16 protein-coding genes are annotated in these 17,694 nt (G+C 54.1%); 8 read left to right on the forward strand and 8 right to left on the reverse strand.

The annotated features are described in order from the left end of the window. Positions 1-645: 645 nt before the first annotated feature. The 5 genes from FU672_RS22240 to FU672_RS22260 form a co-directional block, all read right to left on the reverse strand. A complete protein-coding gene (locus FU672_RS22240) occupies positions 646-1,716 on the reverse strand; it encodes an ABC transporter ATP-binding protein (protein WP_148244851.1) in 1,071 nt (356 codons plus the stop codon). Then, positions 1,709-3,478, reverse strand: a complete 1,770-nt coding sequence (locus tag FU672_RS22245) for an ABC transporter permease (RefSeq protein WP_032675455.1) — start codon at positions 3,476-3,478, stop codon at positions 1,709-1,711. Before FU672_RS22245 ends, FU672_RS22240 begins: the two co-directional genes overlap by 8 nt. Positions 3,479-3,558: 80 nt before the next feature. Continuing rightward, a complete protein-coding gene (locus FU672_RS22250; protein ID WP_148244852.1) occupies positions 3,559-4,647 on the reverse strand; it encodes an ABC transporter substrate-binding protein in 1,089 nt (362 codons plus the stop codon). Positions 4,648-4,815: 168 nt separating this feature from the next. Beyond that, a complete protein-coding gene (locus FU672_RS22255; RefSeq protein WP_148244853.1) occupies positions 4,816-5,511 on the reverse strand; it encodes a response regulator in 696 nt (231 codons plus the stop codon). Next, a complete protein-coding gene (locus FU672_RS22260) occupies positions 5,495-7,135 on the reverse strand; it encodes an ATP-binding protein (protein ID WP_148244854.1) in 1,641 nt (546 codons plus the stop codon). The genes FU672_RS22255 and FU672_RS22260 overlap by 17 nt, the downstream gene beginning before the upstream one ends. A 176-nt stretch (positions 7,136-7,311) precedes the next feature. On the opposite strand from FU672_RS22260, the gene yjdI reads away from it, so the two are divergent. Together yjdI and FU672_RS22270 are read left to right on the forward strand one after the other, a co-directional pair. Further along, on the forward strand, positions 7,312-7,542 hold the full coding sequence (yjdI, locus tag FU672_RS22265; protein WP_008499689.1) for a 4Fe-4S mono-cluster protein YjdI: 231 nt from the start codon (positions 7,312-7,314) through the stop codon (positions 7,540-7,542). A 10-nt stretch (positions 7,543-7,552) separates the two neighbouring features. After that, positions 7,553-7,825, forward strand: coding sequence for a GNAT family N-acetyltransferase (locus tag FU672_RS22270; RefSeq protein ID WP_023333289.1), 273 nt, complete (start codon positions 7,553-7,555; stop codon positions 7,823-7,825). Positions 7,826-7,890: 65 nt separating this feature from the next. Here the strand turns inward: FU672_RS22270 and FU672_RS22275 are convergent, their stop codons facing one another. The 3 genes from FU672_RS22275 to FU672_RS22285 all read right to left on the reverse strand — a co-directional run bounded on the left by FU672_RS22275 (position 7,891) and on the right by FU672_RS22285 (position 10,468). Further along, a complete protein-coding gene (locus FU672_RS22275) occupies positions 7,891-8,394 on the reverse strand; it encodes a DUF4760 domain-containing protein (RefSeq protein ID WP_148244855.1) in 504 nt (167 codons plus the stop codon). A gap of 263 nt (positions 8,395-8,657) precedes the next feature. Continuing rightward, positions 8,658-9,887, reverse strand: a complete 1,230-nt coding sequence (locus tag FU672_RS22280; protein ID WP_033146458.1) for an amino acid permease — start codon at positions 9,885-9,887, stop codon at positions 8,658-8,660. A 119-nt stretch (positions 9,888-10,006) separates the two neighbouring features. Then, complete coding sequence (locus FU672_RS22285; protein WP_148244878.1) at positions 10,007-10,468, reverse strand: multidrug/biocide efflux PACE transporter; 462 nt, start codon at positions 10,466-10,468, stop codon at positions 10,007-10,009. Between the two features lie 105 nt (positions 10,469-10,573). Between FU672_RS22285 and FU672_RS22290 the strand changes: the two genes are divergently transcribed. The 6 genes from FU672_RS22290 (at position 10,574) to wzz(fepE) (ending at position 17,680) form a co-directional block, all read left to right on the forward strand. Next, positions 10,574-11,440 carry a LysR family transcriptional regulator gene (locus FU672_RS22290; RefSeq protein WP_148244856.1) on the forward strand — a complete coding sequence of 289 codons (867 nt, stop codon included), beginning with the start codon at positions 10,574-10,576 and terminating at the stop codon, positions 11,438-11,440. 93 nt (positions 11,441-11,533) lie between these two features. Beyond that, on the forward strand, positions 11,534-12,712 hold the full coding sequence (locus FU672_RS22295) for an acetyl-CoA C-acetyltransferase (protein ID WP_032660193.1): 1,179 nt from the start codon (positions 11,534-11,536) through the stop codon (positions 12,710-12,712). Positions 12,713-12,946: 234 nt separating this feature from the next. Then, a complete protein-coding gene (kduI, locus tag FU672_RS22300; protein WP_148244857.1) occupies positions 12,947-13,783 on the forward strand; it encodes a 5-dehydro-4-deoxy-D-glucuronate isomerase in 837 nt (278 codons plus the stop codon). A gap of 63 nt (positions 13,784-13,846) precedes the next feature. Further along, positions 13,847-14,608: a 2-dehydro-3-deoxy-D-gluconate 5-dehydrogenase KduD gene (kduD, locus tag FU672_RS22305; RefSeq protein WP_148244858.1), complete on the forward strand. Its 762-nt coding sequence runs from the start codon at positions 13,847-13,849 to the stop codon at positions 14,606-14,608. 313 nt (positions 14,609-14,921) lie between these two features. After that, positions 14,922-16,337, forward strand: a complete 1,416-nt coding sequence (gene araE / locus FU672_RS22310; protein WP_148244859.1) for an arabinose-proton symporter AraE — start codon at positions 14,922-14,924, stop codon at positions 16,335-16,337. 218 nt (positions 16,338-16,555) lie between these two features. Further along, on the forward strand, positions 16,556-17,680 hold the full coding sequence (gene wzz(fepE), locus FU672_RS22315; RefSeq protein ID WP_148244860.1) for an LPS O-antigen length regulator Wzz(fepE): 1,125 nt from the start codon (positions 16,556-16,558) through the stop codon (positions 17,678-17,680). Positions 17,681-17,694 lie beyond the last annotated feature (14 nt).

The raw sequence follows: 17,694 nt of genomic DNA on the forward strand, positions 1-17,694 counted from the left end.
CGCTTACCGCTCATGGGCACCTCTCTTTAAGCCATCTTAAATGACTCTGAGGTGTCTGTTAAACCCATGGCGATTCAAATGTTTCCCAAAACCTCCCCTTATTTGTGTTTCGTCATGGCAATCGAAACAGAGCACACTTAGATTCTCGAAGGCATTGTTGCTTGGGTCTTCATCGATATGATGAATTTGTACCCTTTTACCCCTGATGTTACAGACACAACATGTTCTATCAGATGCGAATAGGATTTGTGCTGACAAGTCCGGTGATATTGGTGTTCGTTTTTTTGTCATGTCTAATTCAGCTAGAGAAATGAGCAATGATGGCACATTACATCATTATGAGAATGTTGGAAATGTGCCAAGCTGAAAAGTATAAGGTGATCCAAAAAGTTATTTTCTTCCCTTAATATCACAGGGTTGCCACACACAGCGTCGTATTTCACCGCGCTACGCCGTAGAGCATCGTCACAGGATAAACTTGCCCCAACAGAGCATTTTACTGTTCGTTTTCTGGTCTATTTAACATAATGGTTCTTGCATGAACTACACAATGTAGCAACTAAAATGAGATGGTCGTTTCTGACCAAATAAACACATCATGCACCAACAAAAAAGGCCGCATCCCGCAGCCTTTTCTTCTCACTTTCACCCTTTCGGGAACACCCAAACATGCTTCTCCGGCAGCGAAAGATGGCAGTGCTGCGGATCCCGAACCTCATGCCCATACGCGCGGATCACAAAATCATCCCCCACCGTGCGGAACAGGTATTCCCAGCGGTCGCCGAGATACATGCTGGTGAGCAGCGGCAGCTCAAGCTGATTTTCCCCTGGCCCCTCGACCACCGCCACGCGCTCGACGCGGATCACCGCCGTGGCTTCTTCACCGCTCTGCACCCCTTCGCCGGCCTGGCCCCACAGCACCCAGCCTTTTCCTTCGATACGCGCTTTGCCGTCGCGCACTTCGGTGACCTTGCCGTGCAGGCGGTTGTTGCTGCCCATAAACTCGGCGGTAAACAGCGTTTTCGGCGAGCCGTACATCTCCTGCGGCGTGCCCTGCTGTTCAATTTTGCCGTTGTTGAGCAGCAGGATGCGGTCAGAAATGGACATCGCTTCGTTCTGGTCGTGCGTCACCATCAGTGCCGATAGCCCGAGCTTGATAATCAGCTCGCGCAGGAACACGCGGGCCTCTTCGCGCAGCTTGGCGTCGAGGTTTGAAAGCGGCTCGTCCAGCAAAATCACCGGCGGGTTGTATACCAGTGCACGGCCAATCGCCACGCGCTGCTGTTGCCCACCGGAGAGCTGGTGCGGGTGACGTTTACCAAGATGGCCCAGACCAAGCTGGTCCAGCACGGCCTGCACGCGCTGCTGGATCTCTTTGGCCGGAACTTTACGCAGCTTGAGCGGATAGGCCACGTTCTCAAACACGGTTTTGTGCGGCCACAGGGCATAGGACTGGAACACCAGCCCCAGGTTACGCTCTTCCGCCGGGATCTCACTGCGCGGCGTACCGTCATAAACTTTATTGTTGCCAATGACAATCGACCCCTGCGTCGGTTTTTCCAGACCCGCAACGGCACGCAGCAGGGTGGTTTTACCGCTGCCGGAGGGGCCTAACAGGGAGACCACTTCGCCGCGCTTCAGGTTCATGGAGACACCTTTTAAAACAGGATTGTCGCCGTAGGTTAAGTGCAGATCGTCAACCGCTAATTCAATCATGTATTTTCACTCCGAAACGAAGGGCAATGCCCAGACCTACCACGACCAGCAGGATGTTAATGAAAGAGAGCGCCGCCACGATATCGATGGCACCCGCGGCCCAGAGGGAAACTAGCATCGAGCCGATGGTTTCCGTGCCCGGTGAAAGCAGGTACACACCCGTTGAGTATTCGCGTTCAAAGATCAGGAACATCAGCAGCCACGAACCGATAAGACCGTAGCGGGAGAGCGGAATGGTGACGTGGCGGGTGATCTGCCCGCGTGTCGCCCCGGTGCTGCGCGCCGCCTCTTCAAGCTCCGGCCCCACCTGCAGCAGCGTGGAAGAGATGAGCCTCAGCCCGTAAGCCATCCACACCACGGTATAGGCCAGCCAGACGCTGAAAATGGTGCTGCGCAGTGAACGCAGCCAGACGATGACGTTTTCGCGCATCCAGTCGGTCCAGGCGAACCCGGAAAGCCAGCCGGATTTCAGCGAGTTATCCAGCCACATCGGCAGGAACAGGAACACCCACAGGAACGCCAGACCCGCCAGCAGGCCAGGCACGGCGCGCGGCACCAGCACGCTGTAGTCAAGGAAACGCGTGGTGTTATCCGGCTTACGGTGCATGGCAATGCCGACAAACAGGTAGCACACCACGGCCAGCGCGCCGCCAATGACGCCAATCGCCATGGAATTGACGATGGCACGCAGCAGGTTGGGCTGCGCCCAGATGGTGCGGAAGGTGTTCAGAGAAAGCTCGTCCCACAGTGAAACGCCCACGCCCCAGTTGGAGATAAACGCGCGCAATACCACGCCGAGTAGCGGAACGCCGATGGTGACGGTGAGCCAGAAGGCAATCACCGCGCCAGCCACCCAGCGCCATTTACCCAGCGGTAGCGCGCGGGCCTGAGAGGCTTTCCCCTTCATGGTGACGAAGCGGTTGGCGGTGCGCATCAGGCGACGCTGGAGCATCACCAGCGGGATGGTGATGCAGATCAGCACCACGGCAACCGCCGCCATCAGGTTATAGGATGGGGTGCCCATCTTGTTCGTCAGCTTGTAGAGATAGGTCGCCAGCACCATGTTGCCTTCCGGGTCGCCGAGCACCAGCATCAGGCCAAACACTTCCAGCCCCAGGAAGAACAGCAGCACGGTGGCGTACAGAATGGACGGGCGCACCATCGGCAGGCTGACGGAGGTCATCACCTGCCAGGGCGACGCGCCCGCGGTGCGCGCGGCTTCTTCCACATCGGAGCCCACGCTGCGCAGCGCAGACGAGATATACAGATAGGCGTGCGGGACGTGCGTCAGGCCGGCGATGACCACAATGCTCGACATGTCGTAGATATTCCACGGCACAAAGCCAATCAGCGCCTCCGCCCACTGGGAGAGAAAGCCCACCGGACCGGCGGCCACCACGTAGCCGAAGCCCAGTACCATCGGTGAAACGAAAATCGGGACCAGGATCAGCGGCTCAATCAACCGGCGACCGGGCAGGTCGGTACGCACCATCAGAAACGCCAGCACGCCGCCCAGCGGAATGGAGATAAAGACCAGCCCGAAAGCAAGAATAAAGCCGCTTTTCAGGGCCTTATAAAAATCAGGGTCGGTGAAAATAAATTCAAATGATTCAAAGCTCCACTCTTTTGACGGCGAAAAGAACGGGGCGGACAGGAAGCTCTGTATCACGATAAACGACAGCGGCGTGTAGATAACCAGGGCGGTTATCAGCACGACGATGCCTCGCGGCAGGCTTTGCCACTTTCTGCGTAATGTATTCATGGGGTATCCCTGGTGTTGCAGCCCAGAAAAACGAACTCAGTCGATAAGGGAGCGCGGCGGCCTGCGCCGCGCTCAGACGCTTATTTACCGGCGGCGGTACGCCACTCTTTGATGTACTCCAGGCGTTTTTTCGGCTGCAGGTATTCCAGCAGCGTTTCATCAACCGGGATCGGCTTCAGCGCGTTGCCGAGGATTTTGGTCAGGCCGTCGATATCATTCTTACCTTCGATATCGTTACGAATGGAGGGAATGTCTGCCTGATTGGCCAGAATGTTTTGCCCTTGTTCAGACAGTACATAGTCCAGCCACAGCTTCGCGGCGTTGCTGTTTTGCGCCTGCTGGCTGATGAACGACACGCGCGACAGCACCAGGGTGTAATCTTTTGGATAGGAAATGCCCAGCGACGGATCGTTCTTCGCACGCGCTTCCGCATAGGAACCGAGGATATTGAAGCCGATCAGGTTTTCACCGGAGGAGACGCGCTCCATCATGGTGCCGGTAGACGACTGCACCGATAAGCCACCTTTGGCGACGTCAGCCAGGGTTTTAAAGTAATTAGGATCGGCGTTGTGATCCTGAACCGAGAGCATAAAGCCCAGACCCGATTTTTCGATGTCATAGGTGGTGACTTTGCTCTTGAATTTGTCCGTCTGGCTGGCAATTAGCTTCGCCAGCGCGGCGTGAGAATCCGGCACGTCGGCGGCCGGGATCAGACGCTTGTTGTAGATAAAGACCACTGGCTCATAGGTGGTGCCGTAAGCCTTATCTTTCCAGATCGCCCATTTCGGCAGCTGGCTTTGCTCCGGAGACTTATACTCCATGGCGTAGTCGGTGGCGAGCTTCAGCCCGGTGTCCATAGAGGAGCTCCAGACCACGTCGCCGCTCACGCCACCGGAGGCCTGTTCGCTGATGAAACGGTTGTACAGCTCGGTGCTGTTCATATCGTTGTATTCAACTTTGATGCCAGGGTAGGTTTTTTCGAAGCCCTGGATCAGCGGCCCGGCGGCTTTTATGTCGGTGGTGGAGTAAATAACAACCTTGCCCTCTTTCGTTGCGGCATCGACAACTTTTTGATACTCAGCAGGATACCCCTGCGGCAGGGCAGACAGTGCAGAAGCAGAGAACAGTACAGTAGCGGTAAGCAGAGAAATTCGGAATATGTTCGACATTATAGTTAACCTTTTAGTTACATTTGAGGAACTAATTGTCAACATAGCGTATCGGGCTCCACCCACAATAGGGGGGAGCGGGTAATGATTCCGAAGTGTGATTGTTACCGTCGTTTCAGCAATTAACACCATAAAATCCGCGAACGTTAGCCTGTGAACGGTTTCGGATTACGGTTTATCGGCAGCTTTGCGGTATAACCTTCGCGGATGACCAATATTGCCATACAGCATTTCGACGTTGATTAACCCGCTCTCCACGCAGTATTCAAGGTAGCGACGCCCCGTGGTTTTGCTGATCCCCACGTTTTCCACCACCTCTTCAACCGACATCGCATTATCAGGACGATCGGCGAACAGGCGTTTAATCCGTTCCAGCGTTTGGGGTTCAATGCCCTTCGTCGACGGCGTAATGGAGGCTTCCGCGGCAGGCAGATTAAACAGGCGATCCAGCGCATGCTGGTCGACCACCTTCACCTGCTGCACGGTGTGGATGAAGCGCATAAACCGCTCCAGCGAGGCGTGCAGGCGCTGGAAAAAGACGGGCTTAATCAGGTAGTCAAACGCGCCGCTGCGCATGGCGTGGCTGCAGGTCTGCATATCGCTGGCGGCGGTGATGAAGATCACCGAGCATTCGTAGCTTTTCAGCAGTGGGTTATCGATTAACTCCACGCCTTTACCGTCAGGAAGATAGTTATCCAGCAGGATAAGCCGCGGCTGATGCTGACGAATCAGGCTGCATGCCTGCTCAATCGACGCGGCAATGCCCACCACGCGCAAATGAAAATTCTGCTCAATATACTCGCGATGCAGCTCTGCCAGGTGCGGCTCATCTTCAACTATCACAACGTCAAGTGGTCGGGTCATGCTGTTGCCCATTCGGAATAAACACAGAAAAAATAGTGCCCTGCGGCGTGTTGTCGGCAATCTCAATACTGCCGCCGGCCTTGTCGATATATCCTGCCACCAGAAACAGGCCAATACCGTGCTCGGTACCCACAATGTCGTTTTCGCTGTCCGGTTTGCTGCTGAACCCCTGGCGGAAAATATGCGGCTTCATCGCATCGTCCACCCCGCAGCCCCGGTCGGCCACCTCGATCAGTAGCTCCTGGTTACGATCAGAAATGTAGAGTTCTACCGGCGCGGGGACCGGTGCGTTGAGGGTCGCCTCCACGGCGTTATCCAGCAGATTACCAATAATGGACATCAGCTCCGTTTCACTCAGCGCGGCAGGCATGCGGGTGAGCTGGCAGGCGGGGTCAAACTGAAGCTCGATGCCTTTTTCGCGCGCGCTGACGTATTTTCCGAGCAGCAGCCCGCACAGCGCCGGAGAGACAAAATGGGCTGAGACAAAATCCAGCACGCGCTGCGCGCCTTCTGACTGCACCTGGATGTAACGGATCGCCTCGTCATAGTGTTTCATCTGCAGCAACCCGACCAGAGTGGCGGTCCAGTTCAGCTGTTCGTGGCGCATAATGCGCAGGTTATCCGCATAACGTTTGATCTGACTGAGCTGGCTGCTGAGCGTGTTAATGTCATTTTTGTCGCGAAAGCTGTACACCCAGCCGCTTTCAACGCCCGGCTCGACCTCAATCGCGACGCGGTTGACGATCACCTCGTGCTGGTTCAGCACCGCAATCTGGTCGTGGCGGCCAGCGCTCACTGAGGCGTAGCGCTGGGATAAAAACCCAGGCGACGTCTGCAGAATGTCTTCCAGCGGTTTGCCGATAAGGTCTTTCTCACTTTGCCGAATATCCAGCATTTCTCGTGCCGCGCGGTTAATTAAAATCAGCTGCTTCTCTCCATTGACGGCAAATACCCCTTCGTACATGGCTTCTAATAGCGCTCGTTGCTGCAAAACCAGCTGAGCGATATCTTTAGGTTCCAGCCGGAACATCTGTTTTTTGAGATTGCGGGTAAACAGCCAGGAGAAAATAAACAGCAGCAGCAGAAGCGCTGCGCCGTACAACCCCGATTGCCAGAGAATGCGGGCATTAATGTTGGCAATATACGAGGTCAGATAGCCGACCGAGACAATGCCAATCACCTGATGCTGCGCGTTGAAGATGGGGGCTTTGCTGCGTAGCGACACGCCAATCCCGCCCTGACGCACGGAAATAATGGTTTTACCCTTTAACACCTCCGCATTATCCCCGCCGATCATCGGTAAATTAATACGCTCCGGGGATTCCGAATGATAAAGGTGCTGTTCCTCGGTATCGCCAATCACAATGTAGCTGGCATCGCTTTCGGCGCGCAGCGGCTGAATTAATCGGGCGATGCCGGGGATGTCTCTGGCCGCAACCATAGTCGCCAGACCCGGCATCAGCGCGATCTGGCTGGCCTGAACCCGGGCGCGCTGGCCGAGATCGTGATGAAGCTGTCGGTCAATGAAATGAAACAGAATCGTTCCCAGCAGAACTAACAGCAGGCAGGAGAAGCACACCAGCGCTAAAAACAGCTTTACCTGAAAAGAGAGTCTGCGTTTCATTCAACCTGCGGAAGTTATGTAAAAGTGACATTTGCGGAGCCTGACATGTGCCAATAGCGGACGCAATCTGGCGAGAAAAGAGTTGTGACCTGGCTTTTCGTTTTCAGCGTTATAGCCATCAGGATCCCGTAAGGCTATGCTTCATTCAGCACGATAATAATTACAGAGGCAATGTCATGGACAAAGAATTACTGGATGCGGGCTACCGGGCCTATACCGGCGAGAAAATTGACGTTTATTTCAATACCGGGATCTGCAAACACTCAGGTAACTGCGTGCGTGGGAGCGCAAAGCTGTTTAATCTGAAACGTAAGCCGTGGATTATTCCCGATGAAGTGGACGTTGAAACGGTTGTACGCGTGATTGATACCTGCCCGAGCGGTGCGCTGAAGTATCGCCAAAAATAAGCGAGGAACCATGGAAATTCTGGAAGGCCATAACAAGTTTTACGTGAACGATGCGAGCGGCAATCAGGTCGCGGAGATTGTCTTCGTACCGACCGGCGAGCACCTGAGCATTATTGAGCACACCGATGTGGATGAGAGCCTGAAGGGGCAGGGCGTTGGCAAACAGCTGGTGGCGAAGGTGGTGGAGAAGATGCGCGGTGAGAACCGTAAAATTATTCCGCTGTGTCCGTTTGCTAAACACGAGTTTGATAAAACGCGGGAATATGACGATATTCGGGCGTGATTTTCTATGGTGAGAAGGTTCCGTTCATCAGGAACTCTTTGAAAGCTGCCATTGCAGGCAGCTTTCTATTTATTCTTCTTTAACGGACTGGCTTTCCAGCGTTTTACCAGCCACTCAAACTCTTGATAAGTGGTGTCTGAATTGATGTGCTCCCTGATGGCTTTGATTAACGGCTCGGCGATGTCATACGTTTCAATCACGGTTGTGAAAGATGTTCGTTTGATCATTCGTTCGTTGTAGATGCCTTCACGGATGCTGACTGCAACGCGTTCATAGAAATTGAGTATGTATTGAAATTTTCGGCGTTCTTCCATCTCATCATCGGTGATGATGTGTCCCTCTGGCGGAAATACATAAGAGCGAAATGATTTACCCGAGCGATGTACCTTTTTTAGAACATGCAAAGATTCTATGTACTGGCGATCCTGTCGGCTTTCAAAGAGAAAATTTGCAGTCTGTGTTTTCTTCGCCGTTTGGACGTTGTAGATGATAGTGCCAACGGCAACCACTATGCCGATAAAAACAAGAACGTTGCTGATGAGTTGAAGGGTATTTGAGTCTAATGTCATTTCTTTCATCCATGAAAAAGGCGGGGCTAAAATCCCCGCCTCATAGAGGTTAGTTCAGCTTAAAAACCGTCAAACTCGTCATATGCTTTTGTCATATTAACCCCCTTAGATAGTGTGTCTGATGGCTACAATTTGTAGTCATATATGGGGTGAAAATTACCCTAAAGGTAATATATAGTCAATTATTGTAGGGGTTTTGGAAGGGCAAGATGCGAACTAGATCCAGAAAGTTGTACCCGGCAGCACGCCGGGCACAAGCACGTTTAGCCGACAAACATCACCGACACGCACAGCACGCCGACGATCAGCGTCAGCAGGTTGCCAATGGAACGGTACTGTTTCAGCGAAGGGATCAGATACGTCGACAGCGTCGGCATGATAAACAGGATCATGGCGATAAGCGGGCCGCTGATGGCGTAAATCATCGAAATGGCGTTCGGGTTAATGCAGCAAACGGCAAAGGTGATTAACGACACCCCCATAATGGAAATCGCGCGGTTAAAGGCGCGGCTCTTTTTCACGCCCACCTGATTGAGCGACGACTTCACGATCTCCGTCGCCCCTTCAATCACCCCAAAATAGGTGCCGAGGAACGATTTCGACATCGCAATTATTGCCACGATAATCCCGGAAATGCCCAGCCACGCCGGTGAAGAAGGCATCATCGACAGCGCGGACAGGATCGTTACCCCTTGCTCTTTGGCGGCCACAATATACGACGGCGGAATGGAGAGCAGGCAGCTGAAGACAAAGAACAGCACGCTCAGGCAGATGATCAGGTACGCCACCTTCATGATTTTCTTGCATTTATCCATGGCGCCGTCGGCAAATTTCTCGCGGCGATCAACGGCAAACGTTGAGATAATCGGGGTATGGCTGAAAGCAAACACCATCACCGGAATCGAAATCCATACCTGATGCAGGGTATGACGATCGACGGCCATCTGGCTGGTCAGCAACGAGGGTTGCCAGCTTCCGGTCAGATAGAGCGAGACAAACAGGAAATAGGCAATCAGCGGAAACACCAGGAAGCCCATCACTTTTATCGTGATATGGCGTCCCATCAGGAAGATCAGATTCAGGACCAGCACCACCCCCAGGCTGACCAGGACGCGAACGGCGGTATCCACCGTCAGGTGTTTCGCCAGTTGCTCTGTGAGCGAGTTGGTGATGGCCACTGCATAAATCTGCACCACCACAAAGAAGGCGATGAAATAGAGCGTGGTGATCAGATTGCCAATTTTCCTGCCGTAGTAGTGCGAGACAGCGCCGGTGATCCCTTCATTGCCTTTTGTTTTCGACGACAGGATAAATTGCGCCAGCGCCCTGTGCGGCCAGTAGGTTAAGGGGTAGGCCACGAGGGCGGTAATAAACAGGACAATAGCGCCTGCGGAGCCCAGCTGAATGGGCAAGAACAGCGTTCCTGCGCCCACGGCCGTGCCATAGAGAGCGAAACTCCAGAGAGTCTCATCTTTTGACCAAATTTTCGACATTAGAGCAACGTATCAACTATCAAACCATCGGAATGGAGTGCAATTTACCATAGTTATGCACGGAGAGCGCAGTTGCTTCGAAGGAGTTTGGCCGGAACGGGCGTCCGGCCAGAGGCGGTTTAGCCTGCCAGGGCGCGCCGTTGCTGGCGACGCTTAAGAAATTTCTCGCGAAGGCAATCGTATGCCCAGTTGTAGAACATGGTGTACGGCAGGAAGAACAGGAAGAAACCTATTTCCAGCGTGAATGCCTGAAGCAGGGTGACACCCAGCACGGCGGCGACAATCGACACGCCAATCACAATAAACCCACATTCGAACCCCAGCGCATGCAGCGCACGCACTTTTGCCGTACGTTTGACGCACTGAACAGGCCAGAAACGGTCGAAGCCGAAGTTATAAATGATGTTCCAGACCATGGCGGTGGTGGCCAGAATAATGGTCAACCCACCCATTTCAACCACGGAACGCTGCATAAGCCACGCCGCCGTGGGGGCGAGGATAGCCGTCGCGATCCCTTCGAAACAGACAGCGTGAAAGATCCGCTCCGGCAGTTTACGTTGGAGTGCATCCTGATGTTGCATAGTCATAGACCTCATTAATTCGCCGGTATGGGCGTTGATGCAGCCTATTTTCATCGCTAAAGCTGATATATTAAAGATAGTATCCATCGCTAAAGTAGATAGGTTATGCGCTATTCACCCGAAGCCCTTAATGCATTTGTCGAGACCGTTGCGGCGGGCTCTTTTTCTGCTGCCGCACGACGGCTGCGTAAAAGCCAGTCGACCATCAGCACGTCCATTGCCAATCTTGAAGCCGATCTGGGTTTCGAGCTGTTTGACCGCTCGGCGCGCCAGCCGGTGTTAACGGTCCAGGGAGAACAGGTGCTGGGCTACGTGCAGGCCATCCTGGCCGCCAGCACGCGGCTGGATGAGCTGGCGGTGTCGTTAACGGCGCAAACGGAGGCGCGTCTGACGTTTGTCCTTTCCGATACCCTCAACCCGGACGTGCTGGAAGATATGATGAAACAGTTTGATGCGCGTTTTCCCCATACGGAATTCGAATGTCTGATTGGTGAGGAAGAGGACGTGATCGATCTGCTGCAAAAGGAGCGAGCCCAGATTGGCCTGACGGAAGCGCGAGACAGTTACCCTACGGATATCGGCGTTACCCGCCTGCCGATGCAGACCCGCATGGCGATCTATGTCGCGATCACGCATCCGCTGGCCGGACAACATGACGTTCAGCGTGACGAGCTGCACGGCTGGCGAGAGCTGCGGCTGAGCACCTATCTTGAGCGCGAGGCTGAGATCGCGCGCGGGCCCGTCTGGTCAGCACCGAATTACCTGTTACTCTTGAGTATGGCGGTACAGGGATTTGGCTGGTGCGTGTTGCCGTGTGCGCTGGTGGATGAATTTGCCGCCGCGAAATCCCTGGTACAGCTCAATGTTCCCGGCTGGCCTCGGGAGATCGGCATCGATCTATTGTGGAATAAACGATCCCCTCCCGGCGTTGCCGGAAGCTGGCTGCGACAGTATCTGCAGGATGCGCGCTGATCCTTGTGATTAAACTCACTATTTTTAAACAATTAAGATAATTGCCAGTAACAATCCTCTACTATCGTCATGTCATTTAACACAGAGGTCGTGATGAAAGATGTCGTAATAGTGGGCGCGTTGCGTACAGCTATCGGCTGTTTTCAGGGAGCGCTTGCGCGTCACTCAGCGGTTGACCTGGGGAGCGTGGTGGTAAAAGCGCTGGTGGAACGTAGCGGGATCGCAGCACATGAAGTTGATGAGGTGATCCTGGGACAGGTCCTCACGGCCGGTGCCGGGCAAAATCCTGCGCGTCAGGCAGCTCTGAAGGGCGGGCTGCCCAATACCGTCTCCGCCATCACCATTAACGACGTCTGTGGATCAGGATTAAAAGCGCTGCATCTCGCTACGCAAGCCATTCAGTGTGGTGAAGCGGATGTGATCATTGCGGGCGGGCAGGAGAATATGAGCCGCGCGCCGCACGTGTTGACCGACAGCCGTACCGGCGCACAGCTGGGCAACAGTCAGCTGCTCGACAGCCTGGTGCATGACGGGTTGTGGGATGCGTTCAATGACTATCATATGGGCGTGACTGCGGAAAACCTGGCGCGCGAGTACGGCATCAGCCGTGAGGTGCAGGATGCCTATGCGCTAAGCTCGCAGCAAAAAGCGCGTGCGGCGATTGATTCCGGTCGTTTTCGCGACGAAATTGTCCCGGTCAGCACGCAGCGTCAGAGCGGCGAGCTTATCCTCGTGGATACCGATGAACAGCCGCGCACTGACGCCAGTGCTGAAGGCCTGGCGAGGCTGAATCCTGCTTTTGAAATGCAGGGCTCGGTAACGGCGGGAAATGCTTCTTCCATTAACGACGGCGCTGCCGCCGTCATGATGATGAGCGAAAGCAAAGCCCTTGAACTCGATCTCCCCGTGTTGGCCCGCATTAAGGCATTCGCCAGCGTGGGGGTTGATCCTGCGTTAATGGGGATCGCACCGGTCTACGCTACCCGCCGCTGTCTGGAGCGCGCGGGGTGGCAGCTTTCGGATGTGGATCTGATCGAAGTGAACGAAGCCTATGCTGCACAGGCGATCTCCGTCGGAAAAATGCTGGAGTGGGATCCCCTGCGGGTCAACGTTAACGGTGGAGCGATCGCGCTGGGTCATCCTATCGGTGCGTCCGGCTGCCGGATCCTGGTTTCGCTGGTCCACGAAATGAAAAAGCGCAATGCCCGGAAAGGGATTGCCACACTCTGTATAGGCGGCGGGCAAGGGGTGGCGCTGGCCATCGAACGCTAACCTCTCCTCATTGAAAAAACCTCCTCCGGGAGGTTTTTTTTCGTGCCCTTTTTCTCCCGGCGGGTTAATTGTGATCCAAACATCATTTCCGTTATAAACAAAAATAAAAATGAAACGTTGTTTTAAATATAATTGAAAAGCCCGCTTTATGCCGATAGTATGTGTTCATTATGAAAAACGGAACGCTGTTTCGTTTATTTCCGCCTTCGGGCATGACTACATCTGGAGGTTACCGTGGACGTCAGAGAAAGCATCCACAGTGCGCACGCCAAAACGCTGGATACTCAGGGGCTGCGCAATGCATTTTTAGTCGAGCAGATATTCGAGGCCGACAGGTACACCATGGTTTACAGCCATATCGACCGCATTATTGTGGGCGGGATTATGCCCGTCACGAAAAGCGTCTCCGTGGGCGGTGAGGTCGGTAAACAGCTGGGCGTGAGCTACTTCCTCGAGCGTCGCGAGCTGGGGGTGATTAACATCGGCGGGCCTGGCACCATCACCGTAGACGGACAGTGCTATGAGATTGGCCATCGTGAGGCGCTGTACGTGGGTAAAGGGGCGAAAGACGTGGTCTTTACCAGCATCGACGGCAGCAAGCCTGCGAAGTTTTACTACAACTGCGCGCCGGCTCACTCCACCTACCCAACCAAAAAAGTGACTACGGCAGACGTCGCCCCCGTGACCCCGGGCGACAACCTCACCAGCAACCGCCGCACCATCAACAAATACTTCGTGCCGGACGTGCTGGAGACCTGCCAGCTCAGCATGGGATTGACCGAGCTGGCGCCAGGCAACCTGTGGAACACCATGCCGTGTCATACCCACGAGCGCCGCATGGAAGTCTACTTCTACTTCAATATGGATGAGGACGCCTGCGTGTTCCACATGATGGGACAACCGCAGGAAACGCGCCATATCGTGATGCACAACGAGCAGGCGGTGATTTCACCGAGCTGGTCTATTCACTCCGGCGTAGGGACGAAAGCCTACACCTTTATCTGGGGAATGGTGGGTGAAAACCAGGTCTTTGATGATATGGACCATGTTGCGGTCAGCGATCTGCGCTAGTCGCGGGCAGTGAAGCATAAACCTGCCTGTGAGTGACAGGCTCTGAAAGAGTAAGGAATAAACATGATTCTGGATGCATTCTCTCTGCAGGGGAAAGTGGCTGTGGTTTCCGGGTGTGACACCGGGCTGGGTCAGGGGATGGCGCTAGGCCTTGCGGAAGCGGGCTGCGATATCGTCGGAATTAATATCGTTGAACCGACTGAAACCATCGAACGCGTGACGGCCCTGGGCCGCCGTTTCCTGAGCCTGACCGCTGACCTGCGTAAAATCGATGTCATTCCTGAACTGCTGGACCGCGCGGTGGCTGAATTCGGTCATATCGACATTCTGGTGAACAACGCCGGGCTGATTCGCCGCGAAGATGCGATCAACTTCAGCGAGCTCGACTGGGACGACGTGATGGATTTGAACATCAAGAGCGTGTTTTTTATGTCCCAGGCGGCGGCGAAGCACTTTATTGCGCAGGGGAAAGGCGGCAAGATCGTTAATATTGCCTCTATGCTCTCGTTCCAGGGCGGCATCCGCGTGCCGTCTTACACCGCGTCCAAAAGCGCCGTGATGGGCGTGACCCGACTGCTGGCAAACGAATGGGCGAAACATAATATCAATGTGAATGCGATTGCGCCGGGCTACATGGCGACCAACAACACGCAGCAGCTTCGTGCGGACGAAGAGCGCAGCGCGGCGATCCTGGAGCGTATCCCTGCGGGACGTTGGGGCCTGCCGAGCGATCTGATGGGGCCGATTGTCTTCCTGGCATCCCCCGCATCGGATTACATCAACGGTTACACCGTGGCTGTAGACGGCGGCTGGCTGGCGCGTTAATTCCGCCTGCATGACGAACCTCTGCCCTCGGGTGGAGGTTTTTTTTGGCTAAAAATTGCCATTATCCATATGGCATAAGATGAAAAATCCATACTGAAAATTCATAAATGACGCGCATCACAGTTTTATTGCTTAAATATTAGATGATTAATAAAAAACGGTGCTATTTCAGCATTAGTTGAAATTGTAATGTCCATCACAGATCGTGATGCCATAGCGAAATAATCCATATCTTCACGAATTCCCGCCTGACACTTTTCTTCACTATCTCGTAATTTCAGTTAACGAATTTTGCTGTTGAGGCAGGAAAAATATGACATCTATCAATGACTCTACCCTAATGCCCGCTGCGCTGCGTGATACTCGCCGCATGAACCAGTTTGTCTCCATTGCAGCCGCCGTGGCGGGCCTGTTATTTGGACTGGATATCGGCGTCATTGCCGGCGCATTACCGTTTATTACCGATCACTTTACCCTCAGTAACCGTCTGCAGGAGTGGGTGGTGAGCAGCATGATGCTCGGCGCGGCCATTGGCGCGTTGTTCAACGGCTGGCTTTCGTTTCGTCTGGGGCGCAAATACAGTCTGATGGTCGGGGCGATTCTGTTCGTTGCCGGCTCCATTGGCTCGGCGTTTGCCGTTAACGTTGAAGTCCTGCTGCTCTCCCGCGTGCTGCTGGGGGTGGCGGTGGGGATTGCCTCCTACACCGCGCCGCTTTATCTCTCTGAAATGGCGAGTGAGAACGTGCGCGGGAAGATGATCAGCATGTATCAACTGATGGTCACGCTGGGTATTGTGCTGGCGTTCCTGTCCGACACCTACTTCAGCTACAGCGGCAACTGGCGCGCGATGCTGGGCGTGCTGGCCTTACCGGCGCTGGTGCTGATCGTCCTGGTGGTTTTCCTGCCAAACAGTCCGCGCTGGCTGGCGCAAAAAGGGCGCCACGTGGAGGCAGAAGAGGTCCTGCGCATGCTGCGCGATACCTCGGAAAAAGCGCGCGAAGAGCTGAACGAGATCCGCGAAAGCCTGAAGCTGAAGCAGGGCGGCTGGGCGCTATTTAAGATCAACCGCAACGTGCGCCGCGCGGTCTTCCTCGGCATGCTGTTGCAGGCGATGCAGCAGTTCACCGGCATGAACATCATCATGTACTACGCGCCGCGCATTTTCAAAATGGCCGGGTTCACCACCACGGAACAGCAGATGATCGCGACCCTGGTGGTCGGGCTGACCTTCATGTTCGCCACCTTTATTGCGGTATTCACCGTGGACAAAGCCGGTCGTAAACCAGCGCTGAAAATTGGCTTCAGCGTGATGGCGATCGGCACGCTGATCCTCGGCTACTGCCTGATGCAGTTTGATAACGGCACGGCCTCAAGCGGACTTTCCTGGCTTTCTGTCGGTATGACCATGATGTGTATCGCAGGATACGCGATGAGCGCCGCGCCCGTGGTGTGGATCCTGTGTTCCGAAATTCAGCCGCTCAAATGCCGTGACTTTGGCATCACCTGTTCCACGACCACTAACTGGGTGTCGAACATGATCATCGGCGCGACATTCCTGACGCTGCTGGATGCAATTGGCGCAGCGGGAACGTTCTGGCTCTATACGGTGCTGAATGTGGCGTTTATTGGCGTCACGTTCTGGCTGATCCCGGAGACCAAAGGCGTGACGCTGGAACACATCGAGCGCAAGCTGATGGCCGGGGAGAAACTGCGGAACATCGGCGTGTAATTTTTTTTGCCCGTCCGAAGGTTTGAATACATGCCGTAAGTGGAAAGGGAAAGGTAGCTTAATCACAATAATAATGTGATTAAGCTCGCTACTAACTCTGGTAGGGAGTAGACAGAGAGAGGGAACTGGTATTAGGATTTTTCTCATGTTGTTGTATTATCGGGCCACCGCTATCAATTGTGAAAAGATGCGTTGCATCCGGAAAAAGAAGAATCACTATGTCAGAAATGGATTTAAAAAAAAGCACGGACCTCGACTTTCCCCGTTATGCCGCCCCGGTTGTAAACGCAAAAGAGATAGATCTTCTGGGACTCTTTGAGGTCCTTCTGGCAGCGAAAAAACGTATCGTCGCCATTATCTTTGCTTTTGCACTGGTAGGGCTGGCCATTTCATTTTTACTGCCGCAGAAGTGGACCAGTAAAGCGGTGATCACTCAGGCAGAATCGTCGCAGTGGAACCCGCTGCGCCAGATGATGGTAGCGTTGCAGGTGCTTGACGTGGATGCGAAGATTACCCGTCCGGAAGTCTTTGACCTGTTTATTAAAAAGTTTCAGTCGCAGTCATTGCTCGAAGAGTACCTGAAATCCTCTCCTTACGTGATGTCACAACTTAAAGATGCCGAGGTGGATCCACTTGAGCTGCATCGGGCGATAGTTAACATTTCAGACAGAATGAAAGCGGTTAATGACGCTCAGGGAAAAGACGCGGATAAAGCGCCTTTTGTCTCATGGACATTGAGCTTCTCTGCGCCGACAGCGGACGATGCGCAAGCCGTCTTGGCGGGGTACATCGATTATATCGCGGCTATTGTTGAAAAAGAGACGGTGCAGAATATCCGCAACCAGATCGCCCTGAAAACGAACGTCGTTGAGCAGCAGCTGGAACTGGATCGTGTCCGTCTGACCAAAATTCACAATACCAACCTGCAGCGACTGAATTATTCGCTGGAAGTGGCAAATGCCGCAGGCATAAAGAAGCCGGTTTATAGCAACGGGCAGGCGATTAAAGATGACCCGGATTACTCCGTTGCGCTCGGTGCTGACGGTATCGCGCAAAAGCTGCAGATTGAAAAAAACCTGAAGGATGTGACTGAGCTGAATGCAGAGTTCCAGAACCGGGAATACTATCTCGCGCAGTTGAAAAAGCTCTCCTTTGCCGATGTCAAACTTGAGCCATTCAGGTACCAGCTTTCTCCCTCCATGCCGGTGAAAAAAGATGGCCCGGGCAAGGCTCTGATTGTCGTTCTTGCAGCGCTTCTGGGGGGCCTGTTTGCCTGCGGTAGCGTTTTACTGCGCGAGGCGATGCTCACCCGTACTTCGCCGCCAGAGCCGGTGGCGAAATAAAATCTGCAGTTTAA

Origin of the sequence: Enterobacter asburiae (genome assembly GCF_008080435.1) — a bacterium.
Classification (GTDB): Bacteria; Pseudomonadota; Gammaproteobacteria; order Enterobacterales; family Enterobacteriaceae; genus Enterobacter; species Enterobacter asburiae_C.

Excerpts from the sequence above, each read along its gene's own strand:
- FU672_RS22240 (WP_148244851.1), bottom strand. The coding sequence starts at position 1,716 with ATGATTGAATTAGCGGTTGACGATCTGCACTTAACCTACGGCGACAAT.
- FU672_RS22245 (WP_032675455.1), bottom strand. The coding sequence starts at position 3,478 with ATGAATACATTACGCAGAAAGTGGCAAAGCCTGCCGCGAGGCATCGTC.
- FU672_RS22250 (WP_148244852.1), bottom strand. The coding sequence starts at position 4,647 with ATGTCGAACATATTCCGAATTTCTCTGCTTACCGCTACTGTACTGTTC.
- FU672_RS22255 (WP_148244853.1), bottom strand. The coding sequence starts at position 5,511 with ATGACCCGACCACTTGACGTTGTGATAGTTGAAGATGAGCCGCACCTG.
- FU672_RS22260 (WP_148244854.1), bottom strand. The coding sequence starts at position 7,135 with ATGAAACGCAGACTCTCTTTTCAGGTAAAGCTGTTTTTAGCGCTGGTG.
- yjdI (WP_008499689.1), top strand. The coding sequence starts at position 7,312 with ATGGACAAAGAATTACTGGATGCGGGCTACCGGGCCTATACCGGCGAG.
- FU672_RS22270 (WP_023333289.1), top strand. The coding sequence starts at position 7,553 with ATGGAAATTCTGGAAGGCCATAACAAGTTTTACGTGAACGATGCGAGC.
- FU672_RS22275 (WP_148244855.1), bottom strand. The coding sequence starts at position 8,394 with ATGACATTAGACTCAAATACCCTTCAACTCATCAGCAACGTTCTTGTT.
- FU672_RS22280 (WP_033146458.1), bottom strand. The coding sequence starts at position 9,887 with ATGTCGAAAATTTGGTCAAAAGATGAGACTCTCTGGAGTTTCGCTCTC.
- FU672_RS22285 (WP_148244878.1), bottom strand. The coding sequence starts at position 10,468 with ATGCAACATCAGGATGCACTCCAACGTAAACTGCCGGAGCGGATCTTT.
- FU672_RS22290 (WP_148244856.1), top strand. The coding sequence starts at position 10,574 with ATGCGCTATTCACCCGAAGCCCTTAATGCATTTGTCGAGACCGTTGCG.
- FU672_RS22295 (WP_032660193.1), top strand. The coding sequence starts at position 11,534 with ATGAAAGATGTCGTAATAGTGGGCGCGTTGCGTACAGCTATCGGCTGT.
- kduD (WP_148244858.1), top strand. The coding sequence starts at position 13,847 with ATGATTCTGGATGCATTCTCTCTGCAGGGGAAAGTGGCTGTGGTTTCC.
- araE (WP_148244859.1), top strand. The coding sequence starts at position 14,922 with ATGACATCTATCAATGACTCTACCCTAATGCCCGCTGCGCTGCGTGAT.